Here is a 24,758-nt window from a genome sequence, read left to right as displayed (position 1 = left end):
AACGGAAACGCCGCATGCAGCTCGACAAGCTCGTCTTCACTTTCTTCAACGGCGACATCGCCGCGCGCTACTTGCCCCAGGTGCTGGACGGCGCGCGCGTGACGATCGAGCTGGGCCTGGCGGTGATCGCCGCCGGCCTGGCGCTGGGCATGCTGCTGGCCTACCTGCGCAGCCTGCCCATTCGCGGCTTGCCGCTGGCGGTGTCGACGCTGGTCGACATCTTTCGCGCGCTGCCGCCGCTGGTGCTCATCATCCTGCTGTACTACGCGCTGCCCTTCCTGGGCCTGTCGCTGGGAGCCTTCGCCTCGACCTGGCTGGCGCTCACGCTGGTGCTCGCGGCCTTCTCCGAGGAGGTGTTCTGGGCCGGCATCGAGTCGCAGCCGCGCGGCGTGATGGAGGCCGCGCGCTCCACCGGCCTCACGCACACGCAGGCCATGGTGCATGTGCTGCTGCCGCAGTCGTGCCGGCTGATGGTGGCGCCGCTGACCAACCGCGTGATTGCCATCACCAAGGGCACGGCCTACGGCTCGGTGGCCGCGCTGAATGAAATCCTGAACCAGGCCACCTCGGCCACCAGCTTCGCGGGCAACCCCACGCCGCTGATGCTCGGCGCGCTGGGCTACCTGATCATCTTCCTGCCCGTGGTGATTGCCGGGCGCTACATCGAACGGCGCCACGGCGCGGGCCGCCACTGAGGCCGCCGAACGGAGCCCCCCATGGAACTCATCCTCCAGTATTTCTTCAACCTCGGCGTGGTGCGCGAAGTCACGCCGTACATCCTGCGCGGCCTGCTCAACACGCTGCTGCTGTCGGCCTGGGTGATCCCGCTCGGCCTGGCGGCCGGCATGGTGCTGGCGGTGGCCGGCTTCGTGATCCGCAACCGGCTGGTGCGCGCGCTGCTGGTGATCTACATCGACTTCTTTCGCGCGTTCCCGCCGCTGGTGCTGCTGATCTTCCTGTACACCGGCCTGCCCTACCTGGGCGTGGAGCTGTCGCCCATGGCCTGCGTGGCGCTGGGCTTCATGCTGAACAACTCGAGCTACTTCGGCGAGATCCTGCGCGCCGGGCTCGAGTCGGTGCCTCGCGGCCAGCGCGAGGCGGCGCTGTCCACCGGCATGGGCCGCGTGGCCAGCCTGCTGTACGTGGAAATTCCGCAGGCCGTGCGCAACGTGTTCCCCGACCTGGTGAGCAACATGATCGAGGTGGTGAAGCTCACCACCATCGCCAGCGTGGTCTCGGTGCCCGAGATGCTGTACGCCGCGCGCTCCGCGCAATCGATGCTCTACAACCCCACGCCCATCGTGCTGGCCGCGCTGATCTATCTCGCGCTGCTGTGGCCGCTGGTCGTGCTGCTGGGCCGGCTGGAAAAACGCCAGCGCCGCGCCCAACCCAAGGCCGCCTGATCCATATCGCATGACGCATGCAGCAGGCCGCCCCCCCAACAACCACCAACCCTGATTGAGGAAGCAAAGATGACAACCAAACGTACCTTGGGCCTGGCCGTGGCCCAGATGGGCCCGGTGCACCTGTCGGACACCCGCGAGGCGGTCGTGCGCCGCTTGGTGGAGATGATGCGCGACGCCAAGGGCCGCGGCGCCGAGATGGTGGTGTTCCCCGAACTGGCGCTCACCACCTTCTTCCCGCGCTACTGGATGGAAGAGGCCGAGGCCGAAGCCCGCTTCTTCGAGGCCACCATGCCCAACGCCCAGGTGCAGCCGCTGTTCGACGAGGCGCGCAAGCTCGAAGTGGGCTTCTACCTCGGCTATGCGGAGCGCACGCCCGAGGGCACGCGCTACAACACCTCGATCATCGTGGACCGCACCGGCGCCATCGTCGGCAAGTACCGCAAGATCCACCTGCCGGGCCATTCCGACCACAAGCCCGACGCGCCCTTCCAGCACCTGGAGAAGAAGTTCTTCGAAGTGGGCGACCTGGGTTTCCGGGTGTTCGACACCATGGGCACGCGCTTCGGCATGTGCCTGTGCAACGACCGCCGCTGGCCCGAGACCTACCGCGTGATGGCGCTGCAAAGCGCCGAGGTGGTGGTGCTCGGCTACAACACGCCGTCGCTCAACATCCACTGGAACGAACCGGTGCACCTGCGCACCACCACGCACCTGGTGTCGCTGCAGGCCAATGCGTACCAGAACGGCATCTGGGTGGCGGCCGCGGCCAAGTGCGGCTCCGAAGACGGCCACCACATGATCGGCAGCTCGGCCATCGTGGCGCCCACGGGCGAGATCGTCGCGCGCTCGCTCACCGAAGAAGACGAGGTGATCAGCGTGAAGGCCGACATGTCGCTGGGCGAGTACTTCCGCCAGCACGTCTTCAACTTCGCCAAGCACCGCCGCCCCGAGCACTACCGCCTGATCGTCGAGCGCACCGGCGCCGGCGAGCCCCTGGTCTGAACGCACGCACGGAGCCCCGCATGGACACCACCATCGCTTCGCTGATCGGCGAGGAACGCTTCGACCTGACGATCCGCGGCGGCCGCATCGTCACCGACGGCCGTGTGATCGAGGGCGACCTCGGCGTGCGCGACGGGCGCATCGCGGCCATCGGCGGCTCGCTGCCGCCGGGCCTGCGCGACGTGGACGCCACCGGCCGCTGGGTGCTGCCGGGCGGCATCGACAGCCATTGCCATGTCGAGCAGCGCTCGGGCATGGGCATGATGTGCGCGGACGACTTCTACTCGGCCACGGTGTCCGCCGCGTTCGGCGGCACCACCACCATCGTGCCGTTCGCGGCGCAGCACCGCGGCATGTCGGTGCCCGAGGTGCTGGCCGACTACAGCCAGCGCGCGGCCGAGAAGGCCGTGATCGACTACGGCTTCCACCTGATCCTGGCGAACCCCGACGCCGCCACGCTCTCGCAGGACCTGCCCGCGGCCATCCGCGACGGCATCACCTCGCTGAAGGTCTACATGACCTACGACCGCATGAAGCTCGAGGACATCGAGCTGCTCGACGTGCTGGCCCTGGCCCGCGCCGAGGGCGCGCTGGTGATGGTGCATGCCGAGAACAACGACATGATCCGCTGGATCGCGCAGCGCCTGATCGACCGCGGCCACACGGCGCCCAAGTTCCACGGCGTGGCGCACGACCCGCTGGCCGAGACCGAGGCCGCCTACCGCGCCATTGCGCTGGCGCGCCTGGTCGACGTGCCGCTGCTGCTGGTGCACGTGGCCGGCGGCGACACGGTCGAGGTGATCCGCCAGGCCCAGCTGCTGGGCGCCAACGTGCTGGCCGAAAGCTGTCCGCAGTACCTGTTCCTGACCGCCGACGACATGGACCGCCCCGGCCTGGAGGGCGCCATGTTCTGCTGCTCGCCGCCCGCGCGCGACGCCGATGCGCAGGAAGCCATCTGGCGCGGCCTGATCGACGGCACGCTGGCCACCTACTCGTCGGACCACGCGCCCTACCGCTTCGACGAGACCGGCAAGCTGCCCAAGGGAGACGCCACCACCTTCAAGGAAATGGCCAACGGCGTGCCGGGCATCGAGCTGCGCATGCCGCTGCTGTTCAGCGAAGGCTTCCTGAAGGGGCGCATCGACATCCACCAGTTCGTGGCGCTCACGGCCACCAACCACGCGAAGCTGTACGGACTGGCGCCACGCAAGGGCGCCATCGCCCTGGGTGCCGACGCCGACATCGCCGTGTGGAACGCCGAACGCGAAACCACCATCACGGCCGCCATGCTGCACGACAACGCGGGCTACACGCCCTACGAGAGCCGCACCATCCAGGGCTGGCCCGAAGTGGTGGTGAGCCGCGGGCGCGTGGTGGTCGAGGACAACACCCTGCACGCCGAACGCGGCAGCGGCGCCTACCTGCGCCGCGGCGCGCCCGACCTGCCGCGCCGCGCGCCGGTCCCGGGTACAGACCGCCAGAACCGCTCGCATGGCCGCGTGCTGAAGGCGCTGATCGGCCTCGGGGAGGACACGCCATGAGCACCCCGCATGTTCCTCCGCGCGTGCGCGTGCTGAACCCCAACAGCAGCACCAACGTGACCGATGCCGTGGCGCGCGCCTTCCGCGCGACGGTGCCGCCCGCGCAGTGCGAGTTCGACTGCGTCACCGCGCACGACGGCCCGCCGGGCATCGTGACGCAGGCCGACTTCGAACAGGGCGCGCGCATCGCGGCCGACGACGTGGCCGCGCATGCCGCGCAGGCCGACGCCTTCGTGCTCGCCTGCTTCAGCGACCCCGGCGTGGCCGCGGCGCGCGCGCGCTGCGACAAGCCCGTGGTCGGCCTGGGCGAGGCGGGCATGCGCGCCGCCCTGGCGCGCGGCCAGCGCGTGGGCGTGATCGCCATTGCCAGCGCGGCCATCGCTCGGCACCTGCGCTACTGGGAGGCGCTGGGCGTGCGCGAGCGCGTGGCGGCCGAGCGACCGCTGGACCTGCCGGTGCACCTCTCGGGCGACGCCGCGCATGCGCTCGAACCGATGATCGCCGCGGCCCGACTGCTGGTCGACGTCGACGGGGCCGACGTCGTGCTGCTCGGCTGCGCCGGCATGGCCGACCTGCGCGCACCGCTCGAGGCGGCGGTGGGCGTGCCCGTGATCGACCCGTGCGAGGCAGCCGCCGAACTGGCGGCCCGGCTGGCCCGCGCGCACCGCGACGGGCTCGCCTCATGAGCGCCGTGCCGCAACGCCTGGGCGTGCTCGGCGGCATGGGCCCGCTGGCGGGCGCCGCGTTTGCGCTGCGCATGGTGCAGCTCACGCCCGCCGACAGCGACCAGCAGCACATTCCCGTGCTGCTGTGCAACGACCCCGCAATTCCCGACCGCTCCTCCGCCTGCATGGGCGACGGCCCGAGCCCCCTGCCCGCCATGCTGCGCGGCATCCGGACGCTGGTGGCCGGCGGCGCCGACTGCATCGCGATTCCCTGCAACACCGCGCACCTGTGGTTCGACGAACTGCAGGCCGCCAGCCCGACGCGGTTGCTCCACATCGTCGAGTCGGTCGTGGCCGACCTGCGCCGCCAGGGCGTGACACACGGCAAGGTGGGCATCCTGGGCACGCCCGCCACCATTGCCATGGGGCTGTACCAGCGCCACCTGCGCGCCGCGGGCTACGAGCCGATCGAGCCTTCGCCCGACGACGTGCAGCGCCTGTGCGTGCCCGCCATTGCCGCCGTGAAGGCCAACTGCATCGACGAGGCCTTCGCGCCGGCGGCCGAGGGCATTCGCCTGCTCGTGCAGCAAGGTGCCAAAGCCGTGGTGCTGGGCTGCACCGAACTGCCGCTGGCGGTACCGCCGTCACGGCGCGCCGCGCTCGGCGTGGTGCTGACCGATTCGATCGACGCGCTGGCGCTGGAGGCCATCGGACTGATGCGGCCCGGCGCGGCCTGACGCACAGCCCCGGCCCCTGCAGCAATGCAGGTGAAGCGGGGCGGAGCGCATCCGCATCCACCATGGTTCCGCGCCAGTCCGTCGCCTGCGGCGTGGACGCCGGCCAGGCCTCAGGACCGGGCGCTCGCGCCCCTCACTGCCGCTCCAGCTCCATCTCGTACGTCTCCAGCGGCTGCGGCAACCCGAACAGGTAGCCCTGCCACACGCCGCATCCGTTGCGCTCCAGGAAGTCGCACTGCTCCTGCGTCTCCACCCCTTCGGCCACGATCTCCAGTTCGAGGTTGCGCGCCATGCCGATGATGGTCTGGATGATCAGTTCGACCTTCTGGTTCAGCCCGATGCTGTGCACGAAGAACTTGTCGATCTTGATCTGGCTGAGCGGCAGCTGCGTCATGTACGACAGCGACGAATAGCCGGTGCCGAAGTCGTCCATCGAGAACTGGATGCCCAGCCCGGCCAGCGCCTCCATCTTGCCGATGGTGTCGATCACCTTGTCGTGCAGCAGGCTCTCGGTGAGCTCCAGCTTGAGCTTGGCCGGGTCGGCACCGCTGCGCTTGAGCACCAGGCGCACCTGGTCGACGAAATCTTCCTCGCGGAACTGCCGCGCGCTCACGTTCACCGACAGCTGCAGCGCGCTGCGGCGCGGGTCGCCGCTCCACGCGGCCAGCTGCATGCAGGCGGTCTCCAGCACCCACAGCCCCAGCGGGATGATGAGCCCGGTGTCTTCCGCCACGTCGATGAACTCGCGCGGCAGCAGCAGGCCGCGCACCGGGTGGCGCCAGCGCACCAGCACCTCGGCGCCGATCACGCGGTCCGCGCAGGTGATCTGGCTCTGGTAATACAGCACGAACTGCCGACCGGCGATGGCGGTGTGCAGCTCGCTTTCCAGCGCGGCCCTGGCCGTGATGGTGGTCTGCATGCCGGTCTCGAAGAAACGCAGCGCGTTGCCGCCGTCGGTCTTGGCGTAGTACATCGCGATGTCGGCCTGCTTGAGCACCTCTTCCATCGACGCGTCCTGCGCGTTGAAGAGCGTCGCGCCGATGCTGCAGGTGCTGTGGTGCTGCTGCGAGCCGAGCTGGTAGGGCTGGTTGAGCCGCGCCAAAATGGCCGCGCCCATGGTCTCGGTCTGCGAGGTGGCAATGACCGATTGCGCGCTCAGGTCGTCCAGCATCACCACGAACTCGTCGCCGCCCAGGCGCGCCACGATGTCGCCGTCGCGCAGGCAGTCCTTCAGCCGCTGCGCGACCTGCTTGAGCATCACGTCGCCGATGTCGTGGCCCAGCGCGTCGTTCAGCGTCTTGAAGTTGTCCAGGTCGAGGAACAGCAGCGCGCACAGGCGCGAGCGCCGCACGGTCGAGCCGATGGCCTGGTTCAGGCGGTCCAGCAGCAGCCGCCGGTTGGGCAGGCCGGTGAGCGTGTCGTAGAAGGCCAGGTGCTCGATCTCGCGCGCCGCGAGCTTGCTCTCGGTGATGTTGCGCAGGATCACGATGAAGCGCGCGTCGATCTCGCCGCCCACCGACTTGCGCGACACCGAGATCTCGAACCAGGCCTTGTCGTGCAGGCCGCGCCGCTCGAACTGGCGGCCGCTGGAAGAGCCCGTGACATGCGCCTCGTGCAACGCGCTCATGACTTCGGCCGCCGCGTCGACCGGCAGCAGCTGCGACAGCATGCGCCCGACCGGGTCCTCGTTGCCGATGCCGATCTCGGCACCCGGGAACGGCGCGCGCGGCGAGTGGTAGCCGTGGCAGCAGCCGTCAAGCCCCACTTCGAGCAGCAGGTCGGGCAGCGCGTCGAGCGTGGCCTGCAGCTGCGCCTTGCTCTCGACGATGGCGGCCGTGTGGCGGCGCTTCTCGGTGATGTCCTGATAGACGCAGACGGTGCCGCCGTCGGGCGTGCGGCTGCGCGTGGCGCGGATCACCTGGCCGCTTTGCAGCAGCGCCTCCTGCTCGGAGTGCGGCTGGCTCATCTGCGGCATGTTCAGGGCCGTCCAGTCGGCCGGGCCGCGGTGGTGCACCACGTGCTGCGCGGTCTCGTCCATGATGCGGCTGAACGGCACGCGCGGCGCGATCAGGGGCTCGGTCCACGGAAACATCGCCACGAAACTTCGGTTCCAGGTGAGCACGCGGGTGTCGGCGTCGAGCAGGATGAAGCCGTCGATCATCGACTCCAGCGCCTGGTCGAGCGTGGCCTTGGAACGCACCTGCGCCATCTGCGCGCGCCATTGGCGGCGCAGCTGCACGTGCGTGAAGCGCGCCACCGCCAGGATCATCAGCCCGATGGCCAGCGCGGTCCAGGCGATCAGGTCGCGCTCGCGGCGCCAGTCCTGCAGGGCGGCACTCAGGGGAATGCTCGCGACAATCAGCAGGTTGCGGTGCAGGGTCGGGCGGGCCACGACGATGGCCGGCAGGCCGCTCAGGCGCGCGGCCATGCGCGAGGGCCTGCCGTCGCTGGTCTGCTCGCGCAGGGGCGGCTCGATCTGCCGGCCGATGAGGTCGTCGCGCGGCGGAAGGCTGGTGAGCATCGGGCCGGCGTCGCGCTCCAGCGTGACCTCCAGCCCGCGGATGCCGGCGCCCTGCGTCATGATGGTCGTCAGCAGCGACAGCTGCACCTCGGCCACCGCCAGCACGCGCGCGCCGTCCGCGAGCGTCACGGCGCGCGCGAAGAACAGCACCCGCTGCGAGGTGACGAGGCTGGAGGCGGGCGGGCTGATCGCCAGCGTGGACACCGGGCTCGCCAGCACGCCCGCCACGAAGCCGCTCGGCAGTGCCAGCGGCAGCTGTGCGCCGCGCCGGTCGGTCGAGGCCATCACGGTGTCGTCGGCGTTGACGAAGGCGACGTGGCGCACCAGCAGGTTCTGCCGCACCACGTCGTCCAGCACCTGGTGGATCTGGCGCTGGCCGGCTTCGGTGCCCATGCTCTCGCGGGCGGCGCTGCGCAGCGACTCGTTGGCGCCCGCCAGCAGCATGTCGATGCTCAGCAGCGCGCGGTTGAGCGCCGCCTCGGAGCCGCCGACGAAACGCACCGCCTGGCTCTCGTGGTCGCTGATCGCCTTCTGGCGCGCCTCCCAGATGATGGCGCTGGCCACGGCCGCCACCGTGGCGAGGAACAGCACGGCCACGCCATACACGATGGCCGTCACTCGACGCGGAAAGTGCGATTTCACCGGGTTGTCTGGGCGCGCAAGCCCACCACCGGTCCCAGCGTCTGGTTCCACACGGTGGCGCAGACCGGGCCGCAGCGCTCCACCCAGCCGGGCAGCACGCGGGTGGCGAAGATTTCCCGGCGGCGGGCGTCGTCCTGCGGCGACGGCCGCACCGCCACCATGCGTCCCTTGATCGGCCTGGTGCAGGCCGCCGCGCCCGTGTTGCAGGCGATGCCCTCTTCGGTCTCGGACTCCGACTGGGCCCACACCGCGGCCTCCAGCCGCGGCAGTTCCTTGCGCAGCAGGGCCTGCAGGTCGGCCGGCAGCGCGTTGAGGCTTTCGCGGTTGGCCGCGAACACGGCCACGCCCCAGCTCACCGGCATGGCGTAGATGGCACTGGTCACCTCATGCAGGCCCAGCGTGTGGCCCGACATGGTGCCGGTGATGACGCAGTCGGTGTTGCCCGACTTCATGTTGGCCATGATCTGCGAGAACTCGGTGTAGACCGGCGTGCCGCCCAGGGCCGCGACGAAGTCGGCCTGCGTCGCGCCGGACACCCGCGTGCGCCGGCCCGACAGGTCGGACAGCTGGCGCATCGGCTTGTTGCAGAACACCTCCTGCGCCGGGTAGATGTAGACGGCCAGCAGTTCCACGCCGTAGCGCTCGCGCAGGGCCTCGCTCAGGTAGGGGCGAAAGGCGCTCACCACGCGGCGCAGCGTGGCGACGTCGGGGTTCAGGCCGGCCATGTCGGGCGCGCCCAGTTCCGGGAATTGCACCGACATCTGGCTCATGAGCGCGGTGCCGAAGGGCACCACGCCCAGCTGCATCAGGTTGAGCATTTCCTGGCCCGGCACGCCCGCGCGGTCGAAGGGCACGATGCTGGCGGTGTAGCGCCCGCCGCTCAGCGCGGCCAGGTCCCGGGTCCAGAACTGTTCCTCATGCCGGGTGTATTGGGTCACGCCGCCCAGCCCGCCGACGATGCGCAGGCGTTGGACAGGCGTCGTCTGCGCATGGCACAGCGATGCAAAAAACATCAGGAGGCCGATCAGATAAGCCACGATTGCTACGGTCTCGCCGGTCTGGTATTGCGCCAAAGCGCAAAAAATTTCACAAATTTCATCATTACACAGGATCGGTGCGCCCCGGCCCGTGAAAGTGCGCATCCGTTGCGTGGCCGACACCCCCCGTGGCCTGCCAGCCCTTCCCCCTGTCCACATCGTCTCCGCGGCGACACCAGGCTGCTTGCGGTTCGAGCCATGTCGTCGAGACAGCCCTGTCCGAACCGAGCAACCAGGTTCCCGCGAAGCCGGTCGTGCGTTGCGAGCACGAAGCCCTGGTGACCTGCTGCACATCGGCACCAGGGGCTACCGAGACACCGCCGGCGCGGCCGCTGACCACTGCTTTCTTGACCGGAAGGTGCCCAAACCTGGAGTTTCCGGCATTACCAACCAAACTGGTAAAACTTAGACCGATATGGTGTACTATCAGTTCAAGCAAATTGATTCACCCAGGCAGGTCCGTTAAAGCGCCGCGCCGTGATGTTTTGCGCCAATAACACCGGAGGTTTTCATGCGCTTCAGGCCAGCTGCCGTTTCACTCAACCTGGGTACGGCCTTGTTGCTTTCCAGCTGCGCTTGCGTCGCGGGCCATGGAGAAGGCATGCAGCGCAATGTCGGGCAGTACTACATCCAGAGCGGCTATATCTATGGGCCCAGGATGTCGGGAAAATATTACATACTGAATCGGCACATCTACGGGCCGAGAAACAATGGCGCCTATTACCTTCAAATAGACTACGACCCTAAAAAATTCGGTCCCTTCTACATCTGGGGACCCAAGAAGGGTGGCCAGTTCTATGTCCAGGGAAACTACATTTTTGGGCCGCCCGGGGACCTTCCGTGGCTGGATGATGATGAGTGACGCCATGAGCTTTCAACCCATGAAAGACTTATCTCGTTCGAGTTGCGAGCCAGACGACACCCAAATTCTCAATATGAAGAAAACGAAAATCCAGTATGGGTGGCCATTTCTGGCATTTTTTACATGGCTTGCTGCTCTGGGCTGGATCTGGACAAAAATTGGAACGACCGGAATGGGATGGGGGTTTCACCTCTCTGCTCTGGTCACGCTTCCAATGGCGGGGACATTCCTGTGGCTTGGCCGCTGGGTGCAAGGCAGACCGGGACTGCTGTTCTCGGCTTTTGCGTGGGGCGCTTCCGTGGCCGGCTTTTGCGCCATCTGGTCACAAGAGGGCTTGCAGCTCCTGGTCGACACCCAGGTCGGGAGCGAATTCGGCCATTGGTTCGGCCCCCTGGTTATTACGCCAGTGACCGAAGAGTTGTTCAAAGGCCTTTTCCTCATCTGGATGTTGGTATATCGGCGCACTCAAATCCGTGGGCTGCTCGATGGCATCGTTTATGGTGGATTGATCGGCGCAGGATTCGCATCCAGCGAACAGATCATGTATTTCGGAAAAATAATGGTCACTTATCTCGTGAGCGACCCGGCAAACGGTGCTGCAGGTGCGACGCTGGTCATGAGTTTTCTGTTGCGAGGACTGATGGTGCCGTTCATGCACTCCTTTTTCGTCGCCTTCATTGGCTTGGGGGTTGCGGCGGCTGCCGGCATGCGCAATCGCGCCATTCAGATGGCTTTTATTTTTCTGGGATTTATTTTCCCGACGGTTTTGCATGGCGTATGGGATTGGGCTGGCCTGGCCAGCGGCGACCCTTTCATGATCTACAAGATCTACGTGGCCGTCATGCTCCCTCTTTTTCTTGCGCTGGCGATCCTGGCGCTGAAAATGCGCCAGCTTCGGAAAAAGGCAATAGTTGCCGCGTTGCCAGGAATTGCCGAGGAGGGGCATGTCGCTCAACACGAGGTCGCCTTGCTTGGGAGCCTGAAGAAACGGCACGGTTGGCGCCACGAGGCGCGTCAACGTGCGGGCCGGGCAGCGGCTCGATTGACCGCCAGGTACCAAGCCGAGGCCAGCGCGCTCGCCATGCTGACCTTGCGCTCGTCCGCTACGGGCAGGCACGAAGAAGTCAAAGAGCAGGTGCAAGCGGTGCACCTTGCTCGAAGCCAGATGGAAGCTGCGTTCGTTGATTGCGCCAGGAAACCGCTGATCGATTCTTTGTGAAGCCAGGGCGGCTTCGATCGGCTCGGAGAACAGCTGCGCGCTGATTTCCATCCGGAAGTCACTCGGTTGGCGCGGTCATCTGGAACGAGCCGCGGTGGTCGGAAAACTGTTGCCGCCGCAGGCAGCCCTTCCTTCCCGCCTTCCCGCCCACCTTCCCGCCCACCTTCTCGCTCGCCGCGCCCTCCACGCCCCCGCTCCCCGCGATGGCCGTCACCGCCAATCGGCAGGCGCGGCTTTGGCCCCGCCGCCACACAATGGCCGGCCCCATGACGCATCCCACACCCAGCACTTCCCCGCAAGCCGAGGCGGACACTCCTGCCCCCACCCCTGCCGCCGCTCCTGCGCACCTCCACTGGCAGCGCAACCTCGCCGTGTGCATGTTCGGCTCCTTCACCACCATCATCGCGATGACGCTGCTGCTGCCCTTCCTGCCGCTGTACGTCGAGCAGTTGGGCGTGAAGGACCACGCGGCCATCGTGCAGTGGTCGGGCGCGGCGTACGGCGCCACCTTTCTCAGCGCGGCGCTGGTCGCGCCGCTGTGGGGCCGGCTGGCCGACCGCTACGGGCGCAAGCCGATGCTGATCCGCGCGAGCCTGGGCATGGCGGTGGCGATGGCGCTGATCGGCCTCGCGGGCAACGTGTGGCAGCTGGTGGGCCTGCGGCTGCTGGCCGGGCTGCTGGGCGGCTACGCCTCGGGCTCGATGGTGCTGGTCGCCACGCAGACGCCCAAGGCGCGCACCGGCTGGGCGCTGGGCACCATGTCGTCGGCCATCATGGCGGGCAACCTGGTCGGGCCGCTGGTGGGCGGCGTGTTGCCGCCGCTCATCGGCATCCGCGCGACCTTCTTCGCCGCGGGCGCCATGATCTTCGTGGCCTTCCTGGCCACCGCGTTCCTGATCCGCGAAGAAAAGAAGGCGCCCGCCGACAAGGCCAGGCACCAGGCCGCCGGCGCCGGCTGGGCCGCCGTGCCCGACAAGCGCCCGCTGGTCGCCATGCTCTTCACCGGCATGCTGCTGATGCTGGCCAACATGTCGATCGAGCCGATCATCACGGTCTACGTGGCCACGCTGGTGGAAGACCCGAACCGCGTGACCATGATGGCGGGCCTGGTGATGTCGGCCGCCGCGCTCGGCAGCATCCTGTCGGCCTCGCGGCTGGGCAAGCTGGCCGACCGCGTGGGCCACTGGAACGTGATCGTCGGCTGCCTCGCGGTGTCGGCGCTGCTGCTGGTGCCGCAGGCCTTCGTCACTTCGGGCTGGCAGCTGGTGGTGCTGCGCTTCCTGATGGGGCTGTCGCTTGGCGGGCTGCTGCCGTGCATTGCCAGCGTGATCCGCCACAACGTGCCCGAGCGCGTGGCCGGCAACATGCTCGGCTACTCGACCTCGGCGCAGTACACCGGCCAGGTGGCCGGGCCGCTGCTGGGCGGCTTCGTGGGCGGGCACATCGGCATGCGCGCCGTGTTCCTCGGCACCTGCGTGCTGATGGCCGCTGGCGCCGGGTGGAACTGGCTGGCGAAGCGGCGCTGAGGCACCGCCTTGCACCGCCTTGCCCCGCCCCGCCCCACCATCCCACCTCAACCCTGCTCGCCTACTCCCGGATGGTCACGCTGCGGTACGCGGCGTCGGCCTTGATGTCCGACTCCGAGAACGGCACCTTGAGCCATTTCCCCTCGCTGTAGGCGCGCGTGTAGTCGCCGTTGTGCGCGGAGGCCGGGTCGTCCGACAGCGAGAACGTGAGGAAGGTATGCGCCTCCACGCCGCCTTCGGGGAAGCGCACGACCTGCATGTAGCTGTTGCCGTTCGGGTTGCCGTCCATCGTGTAGCCGCCCTTGTCGAGCCGGTTCTCCGAGCAGAGCACCGTGAAGTAGCCCTGGTTGTCGCAGCCGCCCGACAGCGGGATCCTGCGGCCGTTGCGCGTGGCGAACAGCACGTCGCCGCGCGGCGCGTCGGGCGCGTAGCCGCTGGCCTGCACGCGCAGCACCGCCGCGCCGAAGGCCTGCCGCAACTGCGCCGCGGCCGAGGTCTTCAGGCCGCGCGGCGTGCCGACCGGGTCGCTCGCGCTGAAGGGCACGGCGTAGAGCTGGCCGGCGGGCACCAGCAAGGCGCGCGCCCAGAACTCGTCCCACACATGGGCACCGCGCGCCGAGGCCACGCCGGTGTTGTTCCATGCCCTGAGCGCGGCACAGGCCGGGCCGGTGTCGGCGTTGCGCGGCGGCGAGAAGGCCTCCTTCGTCTGCGGATCGCCGTTCACCGCGATGCGGCGCACGCTGCACACCATGGCCAGCGCGCGGTCCTTGAACAGCTCGGCGGTGTAGGCGCGGCTGCCGAGCGTCGCGCGCTCCACCGCTTCGAGCGTCGCGCCCTGGCCCAGGCCCTGCGCGATCAGGTGGCCGAGCCGCGTGCGGAAGGTCTGCGCCTCGCTGCCGGCGGGGCCGAAGATGGCCGGGTAGCCCGTGAGCGGCGCCTTCGGGTTGGCCAGCCAGTAGCTGTCGTTCATGTTGGCCACGTAGTCGCCGCGCAGCAGGCTTGGCATGCGCGCGGGGCCGACGGCGCCCTTCTGCACCGAGTCGGCATCGGTGCGCCAGTCGCAGTCGCTGCGCGAACCGTCGAACACCGGCACGCGCGGCATCACCGCGGCAATGGCCTGGCCGGCGGGCGTGGTGCAGCGCGCGACCTGTTCGGGCGACACGTTGGGCACCGCGCCGATGTCGGCATACCAGGCCTGCGCGCTGCCGCGGCCCACGGCCACGGTGTTGACCCAGGGAATCGAGGCTTCCTCGCGCTGCGCGGCAATCAGCTGGTCGAGCGACTTCCCCTGCCCCCAGCGCAGCCAGGTGCGAAAGGTGCGGAAGTTGCCGGCATTGACGTCGCGCACCGCAAAGGCCGTGGCCTGGCTCCAGGCCAGCGCCGGCTCGAGGGTGCCGAGGTTCAGCAGCGGCCCGTACTCCGAGGTGTAGAGCGTGCGCGTCACCGGCTCGACCGCCCCTGAGGCCTGCTTCACGTTCACGGTGACGGTGCGCGCCTGCATCTTCACGGGGCGGCCGTCGCGCATGTAGCTGGTCGGGTCGTTCGGCGCGAGCTGCAGCTGGTAGAGGCCGAAGCGCCGCGCCGCCGACACGGTGTGGCTCCAGGCCACGTTCTGGTTGAAGCCGATGAGGATCACCGGCACGCCGAGGAACGACGTGCCGCTCACATCGAGCTGCCCGGGAATCGTGATCTGCGCCTGGTAGAAGCGGTCGATCCCGCGCCAATACCAGTGCGGGTTGCCGAACAGCAGCGGGCTCGCGTCGCCGGTGGCCGCGGTGCCGAAGCCGATCATGTTGCTGCCCACGCCGGCCTTGCCGCCGACCTCCAGCGCGAACGGCTGCGCGCCCTGTTCGCCGGCCGAGGAAACCTTGGCCGGCGCTGCCGCGTTCGGCGGCACCGCATTCGCGATGTTCGCGACGAAGTTGCTGTAGCCCGCGGCCAGGTTGGTGGCGTACATGCGGCGGTAGATGTCCACCGCGGTGATCGGCCGCACCCACGCTTCGCCGCGGCAGGCCGCATGGGCGTTGCCTGCGGCGCCGTCGACCTCCATGTCGCGAACTTCGCGAGGCTCTCGCACGTCGCGCACTTCGCGCACGTCGTGAACCTCTCTCACGTAGCGGTTGTAGCCCGCGGCAAAGCCCTCGGCCATGCGGCGGATGCTGTCGGGCTGCGCGTTCGCGAAGGCCTCGACCACGTCGGGCGCCATCGCGTGCCGGTGGAAGAAGTCCGAGTCGATGTTCTTCGGCCGGCCGATGGTGCTGTTGGCCGGCAGTTGCGCGTCGCCGCCGAAGAACTGCGAGCGTTCGCCGCGGAAGGTGAGAAAGCCCTCGGCCATGGTGCAGAGGTTGTCCTGCGCCTGGGCATAGCCGTAGCCGTAGCCGGCGCCGGCCCAGTCGTCGGCCTTGATGTGCGGCACGCCCATGGCGGTGCGGCGGATCTCCGCCTTGTACGGGCCCTGGCCCTGCGATGCCTGCCGGTCGGCGGTGCCGGCGCAGGCCGCGAGGGCCATGACGACGGGCACAAGAAAAAGCGGCCGAAGGCCGCCCGAAGATTTCGCGCGCATGCTGTGTTCCTGTTGGGTTGGAGGAACGCAGCTGCGTGGCGCATGGCGTGCGTGGCGCGTTCTGCGCCGATCTTAAAAGACCGGCGCCACGGGCGCGCCGCGCGCCGCGCACCGCCTCGTCTTTGCCTTTGTCTTTGCGCGCTATTCGGCGATGGCCGTGCTGCTGAAAGCCGCGTCGGCCTTGATGTCCGCTTCCGAGAACGGCACCTTGAGCCACTTCCCCTCGCTGTAGGCGCGCGTGTAGTCGCCGTTGTGCGCGGAGGCCGGATCGTCCGACAGCGAGAACGTGAGGAAGGTGTGGGCCTCCACACCGCCTTCGGGGAAGCGCACGACCTGCATGTAGCTGTTGCCGTTCGGGTTGCCGTCCATCGTGTAGCCGCCCTTGTCGAGCCGGTTCTCCGAGCACGAGATGGTGAAGTAGCCCGGCCCGCCGCAGCCGCCGTACAGCGGGATCTTCTTGCCGCCGCGCGTGGCGAACAGGTACTCGCCGCGCACCGCGTCCACCGCATAGCCGCTGGCCTGCACGCGCGCCACGGCGGCGCCGAAGGCCTCGCGCAGCAGCGTGCCGGCGGTGCTCTTCAGCTCGCGCGGGGTGTGGATCGGGTCGGCCGCGCTGAACGGCACGTTGTAGAGCGAGGCCGCCGGAATCCGCGACGCGCGGCTCCAGAACTCGTCCCACAGGTGCGCGCCCCTTGCGCCAGTGACACCCGTGCCGTCCCACGCCGTGAGCGCGGCGCAGGCGGCGCTCACGTCGATGCTCGGGCCGATGTCCTCGTTGGTCAGCGGGTCCTTGGCGACCGCGATCGGCGTGCCGTCGCAGACCATCGGCAGCGCCTCGGCCCTGAACAGCTCGGCCGTCAGCACGCGGCTGTTCAGCACCATGCGCTTGACGGTGTCGGGCGTCGCGCCCTTCGCACCGTAGCTGTCGCTGCCGTCGACGCGGCCCTGCGCCAGCACGTTGCCCATGCGGGTGCGAAAGCTCACCGCCTCGGTGCCGGCCGGGCCCATGATGTCCGGGTAGCCGGTCATGGGCGCCTTCGGGTTGGCCAGCCAGTAGCTGTCGTTCATGTTGGCCACGTAGTCGTCGCGCGTCAGGCTGGGCATGCGCGACGCGCCGATGGCGCCCTTCTGCGCGGAGTCGGCGTCGGTCTGCCAGTCGCAGGCGCTGCGCGAGCCGTCGAAGATGGGCACGCGCGGCAGCGTCGCCTGCATCGAAGCGCCCACGGCCGTGGTGCAGTCCGTCACCTGGGCCGGCGACACGTTGGGCACCGCGCCGATGTCCGCGTACCAGGCCTTGGCGCTGCCGCGGCCCACGGCCACGGTGTTGACCCACGGAATGGCGGCTTCCTCGCGCTGGATGGCAACGAACTCGTCGAGCGACCTGGCCTGGTTCCAGCGCAGCCAGTTGCGGAAGGTGCGGTAGTTCTCGCCGTTGATGTCGCGGATCGCGAAGGCCATGGTCTGGCTCCACGCCAGCCCGCTGTTCAGCGGCGCCAGGTTGACCATGGGTCCGTACTCGCTCTTGTAGAGCGTGCGCGTGACCTGTGTCGTGGCGCCGTCCGTGCCCTTCACCTTCACCGTGATTTCCGAGGGCTGCATCTTCACGGCGGCGCCGTCGCGCATGTAGCTGGTCGGGTCGCCCGAGGCCAGCTTGAGCTGGAAGAAGCCGAAGCGCCGCGCGGTCGACACCGTGTGGCTCCAGGCGATGTTGTCGTTGAAGCCGATGAGGATCACCGGAATGCCCAGGAACGACGTGCCGCTGATGTTCAGCTCGCCCGGAATGGTGAGCTGCGCCTGGTAGAAGCGGTCGGGCCCGCGCCAGTACCAGTGCGGGTTGCCGAACAGCAGCGGGCTCGCGTCGCCGGTGGCCGCAGTGCCGAAGCCGATCATGTTGCTGCCCACGCCCTCGTGGCCGCCCACCTGCAGCTCGGGCGCCTTGACGTCGAGCGCCGCGAGCTGCACCGCGGCCGCCTTCCTGCGGCCGCGCGCCGACACCTTGAGCGGCCCCACCACGGCGGGGGCCTCGGCGCTGGAGATGTTCGCCAGGAAATTGCTGTACCCGCCCGCGAGGTTGGCCGCGTACATGCGGCGGTAGATGTCGTCGGTGGTGATGGGCTGCACCCATGCCTCGCCGCGGCAGGCCGCGTGGGCCGTGGCGCTGGCCTTCACGTCGCGCACGTAGCGGTTGTAGCCCGCGGTGAAGCCTTCGACCAGCTTCTTCAGGTTGTCGGGCTGCGCATCGATCATCTTCTTCAGCACGTCGGCCGAGATCACGTGCCGGTGGAAGAAGTCGGACTCGAGGTTCACCGGCTGCCCGATGGTGCTGCCGGCCAGCAGCTTGGCCGTGGCGCCGAAGTACTGCGAGCGCTCGCCGCGGTAGGTGAGGAACGAGTCGGCCATGGTGCACAGGTCGTCCTCGGCCTGTGCGTAGCCATAGCCGTAGCCCGCGCCGGGCCAGTTGTCGGCCTTGATGTGCGGCACGCCCATGGCCGTGCGGCGGATCTCGGCCTTGTAGGTGCTGTCGGGCGGCGGGTTGGCCGGCGTGGCGGGCGGAAGGAAGGTGAAGCCTGCGTTGCCGCCGCCGCCTCCTCCTCCGCAGGCGGTGATGGCGGCCGCGGTGGCGAGCGCGAGCAACGACAGCGGCAGCACGCCGCGACGGATCGAATGTCTCATTGATGTGTCTCCAGTTGATGCTCTATTGGCGGAGCAATCCGGAGCTTAGGCAGCGCGTCGGGCCGCGGCTTGTACGCAGCCGCTGCGATGACCTAGGGTTGTTGCCAGTGCGTGCTGGAGTGCGCCGACGTGTGTGCCCACGTGTGCGCCTTCATGTGCGTCTAGTGCAGCGGCGCGTGCTGGCCCCACGCATGCGAAGCGTGCTCGTCCGCCGTCACGCACACCTGGCTCGCGAGGAACGAAGGCGGCAGGCCGAAGTAGCGCTGGAAGGTGCGGCTCATGTGCGCCGCGTCGGTGAAGCCGCTGACCAGCGCCACCTCGGTCAGCGAGCTCTGCCCGGTGAACTGCTGCACCGTGCGGCGCACCTTGGTCCACAGCGCATAGCGCTTCACCGACACGCCCACCTGCTCGGCGAACAGGTGCGTGAGCCGGTCGGGCGACAGGCAGGCCACGGCCGCGAGATCGGGCAGCGCGATCTGGCCCGCGTGCGCGCGAATGGACTGCAGCACGCGCTCGATGCGCGGGTCGATGGCCGGCTGCAGCTCGGGGCATTCGGTGATGGACTCGACCAGTTGCGCGCTGAGCGCCTGCAGCCGCTCGTCGGGCAGCACGCCGCATTGCGCGGGTTCGAAGTCGTCGCGCAGCCGGCCGAAGCGCCGCGCGTCGATCGGCTGGATGCCGTGGCCGCCCATGCGCCTGGCCAGCATGCGATAGGCGCTGGAGGCCGGGTCGAGATTGAGCGAGAGCAGCCCGCAGCCGTCGACGTCGAGCCGGCGCGAGACGTGCGGCGCGATCAGCGCGGCGGTGCAGCGCACGCGGGTGCCGTCTTCGGCCTCGAGCGTGAAGGGGTGGCCGCTGACCGAGGCCAGCAGCGTGGCCGACGAACGCGCCGTCAGGCCCGACTGGATCGCCGGCGTGATGTACAGGAACCTGTCATCCCACAGATGCAGGAAGTTGTGCGTTGCCGTTCCCATGCTCGTTCCCATGCCCATGCTGTCTCGCCTTTTCTTTTGCTCTTGCCTTGGTCTCCAGCGGCGGATTCTCACGCATCGGCATCGCCACGGGCTGCACATGCTGGCGCACCGCCTCCAGCAGCAGCGTGGCGAGCCGGCTCGCCGGCGCCTCGGAGTGCGCCTGCGCGCGGTAGAGCACCAGCGAGATCTGCGGCAGCGCCGGCAGCGACAGCGTGGCGCGGTCGAGCGTGCGCACATGCGAAGGCAGCCCGAACGGCGTGCGCACCGTGAGGCCCAGCCCGGCCGACGTGGCGGCCCACAGCGCCGCCAGGCTGGCGCTGCCGAAGGCGCGGCGCCACGGCAGGCCGGCGCGGTCGAGCGCGGTGATGACGATCTCGCGCAGCGGGCACGGGGCGTCCAGCATGATGAGCGGCAACGGCTCCTTGCTTTTGGGCAGGCGCACGCCGGGGGCGCGGTGCTCGCGCTCGGTCCACCACGGCGCATCGACCCGGTCGGGCGCCTTGGGCCCGATCCACAACAACGGCAGCCGCGCCACGCGCTCCGCATACGGCGACAGCGGCTGGTCGCCCGCGTCCCATGCCAGCGCCAGGTCGAGCTGGCCGAGTTCGAGCCGCTCGCGCAGTTCGCCGCTGCGCGCCACGCACGCCTCGATGCGCACCTTGGGGTGCGCGCGCGCGAAGCGCCCGAGCACGGCGGGCAGCAGCGTCTCGCCGAAGTCTTCCTGCAGCCCGAGCCGCACCCAGCCTTGCAGATCGACGCCGCGCATCGCGGCGTTGGCCTCTTCGTTGAGCTCGAGCATGCGGTGGGCATAGGCCAGCAGCGTCTCGCCGGCATCGGTGAGCTCCAGCCCGCGGCCCGCCTTGCGGAACAGCACCGTGCCGGCCTGCGACTCCAGCTTCTTGAGCTGCGCGCTCACGGCCGACGTCGAACGGCCCAGCTTGTCGGCCGCGCGCGCATAGCTGCCCAGCGCCATGCCGGTGGCAAAGCTGCGCAGCACGTCGAGATCGAACATCACCTGGCTCATGGCATTTCCTTTGGTTCAACCGTCCTGTTTTTCAGGACGATCCACTCATTATTTTCTGATTTTCAAAACCTTGGCAACGGCGGAGACTGCACCGCAACATGACACGTTCGCCCACTTCCTCATCTCGTTCCTCTCCTGCTTCCACGGCGCTGTCGCCGCGCCACCGCTGGAAGGTGCTGGCCGCCGGCGTGGCCGCCAATGCCGCGTTCTCGGTGGCCTTCAGCGGCATCCCCATGACCGCCGTGCTGATGCGCACCGGCTACCAGCTCGACAACGCCACGCTCGGCCTGGTGCTCGGGCTCATGGGCCTGGGCATCGCGGTGAGCGAGCTGCCCTGGGGCCTCTTGACCGACCGCTGGGGCGATCGGCCGGTGCTGCTGATGGGCCTGGGCAGCACGGCCGTCGCGCTGGTTGCCATGGCACTGTGGGCTGCGCCGGCGGCGGGCCACATCCCCGGGCTCGGCTGGCTCGGTGCGGGCCTGCTGCTGGTGGGCCTGCTGGGCGGCAGCGTGAACGGCGCGAGCGGGCGCGCGGTGATGACCTGGTTCGACGCCAGCGAGCGCGGCCTGGCCATGAGCATCCGCCAGACGGCCGTGCCGCTGGGCGGCGGCATCGGTGCGCTGGTGCTGCCCTTCGTGGCGCTGCATTTCGGCTTTGCCACGCTGTACGGGCTGCTCGCGCTGCTGTGCGCACTGAGCGCGGCGATGAGCTGGGCCTGGGTGCACGAGCCGGCCATCGCGCCGGTCGCATCGCACGCCAAGGCTGCAGGAGCCATGGCACCCGAGTCCGGCCCGCTGCGCGACCCCCGCGTGTGGCGCATCGTGGCCGGCATCGGCATTCTTTGCGCGCCGCAGTTCGCGGTGCTGTCCTTCGGCACGGTGTTCCTGCACGACTTCGGCCACGCGGGCCTGGCGGCGATCACCGCGACGATGGTGTCCGTGCAGGTCGGCGCGATGGTCATGCGCGTGTGGAGCGGCCGCTGGACCGACCGGCGGCGCAACCGGCCGGCCTACCTGCGGGCCTGCAGCGCGCTCAGCGTGCTGCTGTTCGCGGGCCTCGCGGTGCTGGCGATGGCGGCCGGCGCACACGCGGCCGATTCACTGGCGCTGCGCGTCGCGCTGGTGGCGCTGCTGGGTGCGAGCGGGGTGTGCGTGTCGGCCTGGCACGGCGTGGCCTACACCGAGCTCGCCACGCTGGCCGGCGCGGCGCGCGCCGGCACCGCGCTGGGCATGGCCAACACCAGCGTGTTCCTGGTGTGCTTCATCACGCCGTTTTCCATTCCGCACCTGCTGGCGCTGCAGGGCTGGCCGCTGGTGTGGCTGGCGGCCAGCGCGTGCGCGCTGGTGGCGATGCCGCTGCTGGTGCCGCGGCCCGTGGTTTCAGATCAGAAGCTCGCGAAGACTGCGTTGAGCCGGTCGACGTAAGCGCGCTTGGCGGCCTCGTCGATGAAGCTGCCCTCGAAGCTGTTGGCCGCGAGCTGCCAGGCGTGCCGCACGCCCAGGCCGGTGGCCGCGAAGGTCTCGAGGAAGTTCTGGTTCATGTAGCCGCCGAAGTAGGCCGGGTCGTCCGAGTTCACGGTGGCGACCAGGCCTGCGTCGAGCAGCGTGCCCAGGTTGTGCTGCGCCAGGTCGGGAAACACGCAGAGCTTGAGGTTGGACAGCGGGCACACGGTGAGCGGAATGCGGTCCTGCGCGAGGCGCTGCATCAGCGCCGGGTCTTTGGCGCTCTGCACGCCGTGGTCGACACGTTCGACCTTCAGCACGTCGAGCGCGCTCCACACATAGGCCGGCGGGCCTTCTTCGCCCGCGTGCGCGACCAGGTGCAGGCCCAGCTCGCGGCAGCGCGCGAACACGCGCGCGAACTTCTCGGGCGGGTGGCCGACTTCGCTGGAGTCGAGCCCCACGCCGATGAACTTGTCGCGGTAGGGCAGCGCCTGTTCCAGCGTCTCGAAGGCTTCCTCCTCGCTCAGGTGGCGCAGGAAGCACAGGATGAGCGAAGCGCTCACACCGAGTTTCGGCTGCGCGTCGACGCAGGCGCGGTGCAGGCCGTTGACCACCGTCTCCATCGCCACGCCGCGCGCGGTGTGCGTCTGCGGGTCGAAGAACATCTCGGTGTGCACCACGTTGTCGGCGGCGGCGCGCTCCAGGTAGGCCCAGGCCATGTCGTAGAAGTCCTGCTCCTCGAGCAGCACGCTGGCGCCGGCGTAGTAGATGTCCAGGAAGGTCTGCAGGTTGGTGAAGGCGTAGGCCTTGCGCAGCTCCTCGACGCTGGCGTACGGAATGGACACGCCGTTGCGCTGCGCGAGCGCGAAGATGAGCTCGGGCTCGAGCGAGCCTTCGATGTGCATGTGCAGCTCGGCCTTGGGCATGGCGCGCAGCAGGTCGGGCAGGCGATCGGCGGCGATACGGTCGAAGCGCGTGTCGTAGGTGGGGCGGAAATCGGTCATGGTGGGGAGCGGCGGATGCTGCTGCGTTGTGATCCCGCAAAGCATAAGGGCTGCCGCCGCCCGCGCGATGCGCGAAACCTTATGGGCCTGATCGGCCGTCAGTCGATGCTGCGCGCCGAGCTGGTGAGCGAACGCGCGAACAACAGCAGCGTGGGCGCCAGCTTGCGCACCGCCTCGTCCATCGTCCAGCGGCTGGTCGGCGCCACCACGTGCACCGAGGCCACCGGCCGGCCCTGGCTGCCCAGCACCGGCGCGGCGATGGTCATGTCGCCCAGGAACAGCTCCTCGGCATTGGTGGCGAAGCCCTGCTGCCGCGCCTGGCGCAGCGTCCGGAGGATCTCGTCCACATCGGTGCAGGTATGCATGGTGTGGGCCACGCGGTCGGAGGCCTCGATGAGCGCACGCGCTTCTTCTTCGGGCAGCGCGCTCAGGAAGGCGCGGCCCGACGCGGTGCAGTACATGGGGATGCGGCTGCCGATGGGCATGTGCACCGGCACGAACTGCGCGCTGACGAAGCGCGCCACGTAGACCATGTCCAGCCCGTCGGGCTCGGTGAGGCACGAGGTCTCGGTCGTCACCTTGGTGAGCTCCGACAGGAACGGGTTGGCCACGTCGATCAGCGAGTGGGCCGCCAGGTAGTTGAAGCCGATTTCCATCACGCGCGGCGTGAGCTGGTAGCGCCGCGTCTTGGGGTGCTTGCGCACGTAGCCCAGCTTCTCGAGCGTGAAGACCATGCGCTGGGCCGAGCTCTTGGTGATGTCGGTGGCCTCGGCCACGTCGGCCAGCGTCATGGTGCGGCGCCGGGCGCTGAAGGCGCGCAGCACGGCCAGGCCCTTCTCCAGCGACTGGTTGAACAGCAGGCTCTGGCTGTCCTCGGGGGCGGTGTCGGCGGGGGGGGCGGCGGGGGTATCGGCAGCAGATCGGGGTGTGGCGTCCATGGCCGGGAAGTATAGCCATCTCGAACTGAAATATCGAATATCGATTCTTTCAATTCGACTAGTGGTTTTCATTTATTGAAAGAAGATTCGATTGAATCGATTATTGGCATGCATGTTGCATCGCCGGATGCAGCCGCCCGCTTCGGGTTTTCTTCGTTGCCTTGCCTTGTTTTCAACGTTTCATCTTCTTTCCTCGAGGAGTGCTTCCATGAACCGCATCGTTCGCCACCTTCATCGCCTGGCCCTGGGCCTGTGCATCGCGGGCACCGCCTCGCTGGCCGCCGCGCAGGCTGCCGCGCCGAGCTACAACGTGGGCGCCACCGCCACCGGCGTGCCCTTCACCTTCCTGGACGTGAAGACCAACAGCATCCAGGGAATGATGGTCGACACCGTCACCGCCGTGGGCAAGGCCGGCGGCTTCAGCGTGAACGTGCAGCAGACGGTGTTCTCCGCGCTCATTCCTTCGCTCACGGCCCGCAAGATCGACATCGTCTCGGCCGCCATGCTGAAGACGCCGGCGCGCCAGGAGGTGGTCGACTTCAGCGACCCGGTGTATTCATACGGCGAAGGCCTGCTGGTGAAGGGCGACGACAAGCGCGCCTATGTGTCGCTCGACGAGCTCAAGGGCGAGGTGGTGGGCGCGCAGGTGGGCACTGTGTTTCTCGACATGCTCACCAAGAAGGGCATCTTCAAGGAGGTGCGCAGCTACGACTCGGTGGCCGACATGACGCGCGACCTCTCGCTCGGGCGCATCAAGGCGGGCCTGGGCGACCAACCCATCATGGCCTACCAGATCCGCCAGAACACCTTCCCCGGCGTGAAGCTGGTCGACAGCTACAAGCCGGTGAACGTGGGCGACGTGTGCCTGGTGGTGCGCAAGGGCGACACCGAGACGCTGGCGCGGCTGAACAAGGCCATTGCCGCCGTCAAGGCCGACGGCACGCTGGCGAAGATCGTGCAGAAGTGGGGCATCTGAGGCATC

At 68.7% G+C, this 24,758-nt stretch carries 19 protein-coding genes; 11 read left to right on the top strand and 8 right to left on the bottom strand.

Annotated elements, in window-relative coordinates:
* Positions 1–14 precede the first annotated feature (14 nt).
* The 6 genes from BM004_RS27105 to BM004_RS27080 all read left to right on the top strand — a co-directional run bounded on the left by BM004_RS27105 (position 15) and on the right by BM004_RS27080 (position 5,351).
* A complete protein-coding gene (locus tag BM004_RS27105) occupies positions 15–695 on the top strand; it encodes an amino acid ABC transporter permease (RefSeq protein ID WP_093129419.1) in 681 nt (226 codons plus the stop codon).
* A gap of 21 nt (positions 696–716) precedes the next feature.
* Entirely contained in the window at positions 717–1,403 is a 687-nt protein-coding gene (locus tag BM004_RS27100; protein WP_093218165.1) for an amino acid ABC transporter permease, read from the top strand.
* A 69-nt stretch (positions 1,404–1,472) separates the two neighbouring features.
* Positions 1,473–2,408 carry an N-carbamoyl-D-amino-acid hydrolase gene (locus BM004_RS27095; protein ID WP_093129417.1) on the top strand — a complete coding sequence of 312 codons (936 nt, stop codon included), beginning with the start codon at positions 1,473–1,475 and terminating at the stop codon, positions 2,406–2,408.
* A 20-nt stretch (positions 2,409–2,428) separates the two neighbouring features.
* The gene (hydA, locus tag BM004_RS27090; RefSeq protein ID WP_093218163.1) at positions 2,429–3,949 is read left to right on the top strand and encodes a dihydropyrimidinase; all 1,521 of its coding nucleotides are present in this window, start codon (positions 2,429–2,431) and stop codon (positions 3,947–3,949) included.
* Entirely contained in the window at positions 3,946–4,635 is a 690-nt protein-coding gene (locus BM004_RS27085; protein ID WP_093129415.1) for an aspartate/glutamate racemase family protein, read from the top strand. The genes hydA and BM004_RS27085 overlap by 4 nt, the downstream gene beginning before the upstream one ends.
* Positions 4,632–5,351: a cysteate racemase gene (locus BM004_RS27080; RefSeq protein ID WP_093218162.1), complete on the top strand. Its 720-nt coding sequence runs from the start codon at positions 4,632–4,634 to the stop codon at positions 5,349–5,351. The genes BM004_RS27085 and BM004_RS27080 overlap by 4 nt, the downstream gene beginning before the upstream one ends.
* A gap of 133 nt (positions 5,352–5,484) precedes the next feature.
* Here BM004_RS27080 and BM004_RS27075 read toward each other — a convergent pair whose 3' ends face one another.
* On the bottom strand, positions 5,485–8,514 hold the full coding sequence (locus BM004_RS27075; RefSeq protein ID WP_093129412.1) for a bifunctional diguanylate cyclase/phosphodiesterase: 3,030 nt from the start codon (positions 8,512–8,514) through the stop codon (positions 5,485–5,487).
* The gene (locus BM004_RS27070) at positions 8,511–9,527 is read right to left on the bottom strand and encodes a TRAP transporter substrate-binding protein (protein ID WP_093218206.1); all 1,017 of its coding nucleotides are present in this window, start codon (positions 9,525–9,527) and stop codon (positions 8,511–8,513) included. The genes BM004_RS27075 and BM004_RS27070 overlap by 4 nt, the downstream gene beginning before the upstream one ends.
* A 535-nt stretch (positions 9,528–10,062) precedes the next feature.
* Between BM004_RS27070 and BM004_RS41560 the strand changes: the two genes are divergently transcribed.
* From BM004_RS41560 to BM004_RS27055, 3 genes are all read left to right on the top strand, one after another.
* Positions 10,063–10,413, top strand: coding sequence for a hypothetical protein (locus BM004_RS41560; RefSeq protein WP_177206621.1), 351 nt, complete (start codon positions 10,063–10,065; stop codon positions 10,411–10,413).
* Positions 10,414–10,417: 4 nt separating this feature from the next.
* Positions 10,418–11,632 (top strand): PrsW family intramembrane metalloprotease, encoded by a 1,215-nt coding sequence (locus BM004_RS27065; RefSeq protein ID WP_177206620.1) that lies wholly within the window; start codon positions 10,418–10,420, stop codon positions 11,630–11,632.
* Positions 11,633–11,898: 266 nt separating this feature from the next.
* Complete coding sequence (locus BM004_RS27055; protein ID WP_371270716.1) at positions 11,899–13,158, top strand: MFS transporter; 1,260 nt, start codon at positions 11,899–11,901, stop codon at positions 13,156–13,158.
* Between the two features lie 61 nt (positions 13,159–13,219).
* Here the strand turns inward: BM004_RS27055 and BM004_RS27050 are convergent, their stop codons facing one another.
* The 4 genes from BM004_RS27050 to BM004_RS27035 form a co-directional block, all read right to left on the bottom strand.
* Positions 13,220–15,721, bottom strand: coding sequence for a penicillin acylase family protein (locus BM004_RS27050; protein WP_093218154.1), 2,502 nt, complete (start codon positions 15,719–15,721; stop codon positions 13,220–13,222).
* A gap of 141 nt (positions 15,722–15,862) precedes the next feature.
* Complete coding sequence (locus BM004_RS27045; RefSeq protein ID WP_093218152.1) at positions 15,863–18,394, bottom strand: penicillin acylase family protein; 2,532 nt, start codon at positions 18,392–18,394, stop codon at positions 15,863–15,865.
* 161 nt (positions 18,395–18,555) lie between these two features.
* Positions 18,556–19,368 (bottom strand): helix-turn-helix domain-containing protein, encoded by an 813-nt coding sequence (locus BM004_RS27040; protein ID WP_093218151.1) that lies wholly within the window; start codon positions 19,366–19,368, stop codon positions 18,556–18,558.
* Positions 19,328–20,392: a LysR substrate-binding domain-containing protein gene (locus BM004_RS27035; protein ID WP_256220064.1), complete on the bottom strand. Its 1,065-nt coding sequence runs from the start codon at positions 20,390–20,392 to the stop codon at positions 19,328–19,330. The genes BM004_RS27040 and BM004_RS27035 overlap by 41 nt, the downstream gene beginning before the upstream one ends.
* A 98-nt stretch (positions 20,393–20,490) precedes the next feature.
* Here BM004_RS27035 and BM004_RS27030 point away from each other — a divergent pair, with 98 nt between their 5' ends.
* Complete coding sequence (locus BM004_RS27030; RefSeq protein ID WP_093218149.1) at positions 20,491–21,816, top strand: MFS transporter; 1,326 nt, start codon at positions 20,491–20,493, stop codon at positions 21,814–21,816.
* Here the strand turns inward: BM004_RS27030 and BM004_RS27025 are convergent.
* Both BM004_RS27025 and BM004_RS27020 read right to left on the bottom strand, forming a co-directional pair.
* On the bottom strand, positions 21,777–22,838 hold the full coding sequence (locus BM004_RS27025; RefSeq protein WP_177206619.1) for an adenosine deaminase: 1,062 nt from the start codon (positions 22,836–22,838) through the stop codon (positions 21,777–21,779). The genes BM004_RS27030 and BM004_RS27025 overlap by 40 nt on opposite strands.
* Before the next feature lie 98 nt (positions 22,839–22,936).
* The gene (locus BM004_RS27020) at positions 22,937–23,776 is read right to left on the bottom strand and encodes an IclR family transcriptional regulator (RefSeq protein WP_177206618.1); all 840 of its coding nucleotides are present in this window, start codon (positions 23,774–23,776) and stop codon (positions 22,937–22,939) included.
* A gap of 208 nt (positions 23,777–23,984) precedes the next feature.
* Between BM004_RS27020 and BM004_RS27015 the strand changes: the two genes are divergently transcribed.
* Complete coding sequence (locus tag BM004_RS27015) at positions 23,985–24,752, top strand: ABC transporter substrate-binding protein (RefSeq protein ID WP_093218145.1); 768 nt, start codon at positions 23,985–23,987, stop codon at positions 24,750–24,752.
* Positions 24,753–24,758 lie beyond the last annotated feature (6 nt).

The sequence above is a fragment of the Variovorax sp. OK212 genome (assembly GCF_900112425.1).
Taxonomy (GTDB): domain Bacteria; phylum Pseudomonadota; class Gammaproteobacteria; order Burkholderiales; family Burkholderiaceae_C; genus Variovorax.
Note: the sequence above shows the minus strand (reverse complement) of the source record. Positions and strands in the feature narration are given on the sequence as shown.

Coding starts and splice junctions, on each gene's coding strand:
- BM004_RS27020 (WP_177206618.1), bottom strand. CDS start 23,776: ATGGACGCCACACCCCGATCTGCTGCCGATACCCCCGCCGCCCCCCCC.
- hydA (WP_093218163.1), top strand. CDS start 2,429: ATGGACACCACCATCGCTTCGCTGATCGGCGAGGAACGCTTCGACCTG.
- BM004_RS27070 (WP_093218206.1), bottom strand. CDS start 9,527: ATGTTTTTTGCATCGCTGTGCCATGCGCAGACGACGCCTGTCCAACGC.
- BM004_RS41560 (WP_177206621.1), top strand. CDS start 10,063: ATGCGCTTCAGGCCAGCTGCCGTTTCACTCAACCTGGGTACGGCCTTG.
- BM004_RS27040 (WP_093218151.1), bottom strand. CDS start 19,368: ATGGGAACGGCAACGCACAACTTCCTGCATCTGTGGGATGACAGGTTC.
- BM004_RS27100 (WP_093218165.1), top strand. CDS start 717: ATGGAACTCATCCTCCAGTATTTCTTCAACCTCGGCGTGGTGCGCGAA.
- BM004_RS27030 (WP_093218149.1), top strand. CDS start 20,491: ATGACACGTTCGCCCACTTCCTCATCTCGTTCCTCTCCTGCTTCCACG.
- BM004_RS27025 (WP_177206619.1), bottom strand. CDS start 22,838: ATGACCGATTTCCGCCCCACCTACGACACGCGCTTCGACCGTATCGCC.
- BM004_RS27080 (WP_093218162.1), top strand. CDS start 4,632: ATGAGCGCCGTGCCGCAACGCCTGGGCGTGCTCGGCGGCATGGGCCCG.
- BM004_RS27105 (WP_093129419.1), top strand. CDS start 15: ATGCAGCTCGACAAGCTCGTCTTCACTTTCTTCAACGGCGACATCGCC.
- BM004_RS27065 (WP_177206620.1), top strand. CDS start 10,418: ATGAGCTTTCAACCCATGAAAGACTTATCTCGTTCGAGTTGCGAGCCA.
- BM004_RS27055 (WP_371270716.1), top strand. CDS start 11,899: ATGACGCATCCCACACCCAGCACTTCCCCGCAAGCCGAGGCGGACACT.
- BM004_RS27095 (WP_093129417.1), top strand. CDS start 1,473: ATGACAACCAAACGTACCTTGGGCCTGGCCGTGGCCCAGATGGGCCCG.
- BM004_RS27015 (WP_093218145.1), top strand. CDS start 23,985: ATGAACCGCATCGTTCGCCACCTTCATCGCCTGGCCCTGGGCCTGTGC.
- BM004_RS27085 (WP_093129415.1), top strand. CDS start 3,946: ATGAGCACCCCGCATGTTCCTCCGCGCGTGCGCGTGCTGAACCCCAAC.
- BM004_RS27045 (WP_093218152.1), bottom strand. CDS start 18,394: ATGAGACATTCGATCCGTCGCGGCGTGCTGCCGCTGTCGTTGCTCGCG.
- BM004_RS27035 (WP_256220064.1), bottom strand. CDS start 20,392: ATGAGCCAGGTGATGTTCGATCTCGACGTGCTGCGCAGCTTTGCCACC.
- BM004_RS27050 (WP_093218154.1), bottom strand. CDS start 15,721: ATGCGCGCGAAATCTTCGGGCGGCCTTCGGCCGCTTTTTCTTGTGCCC.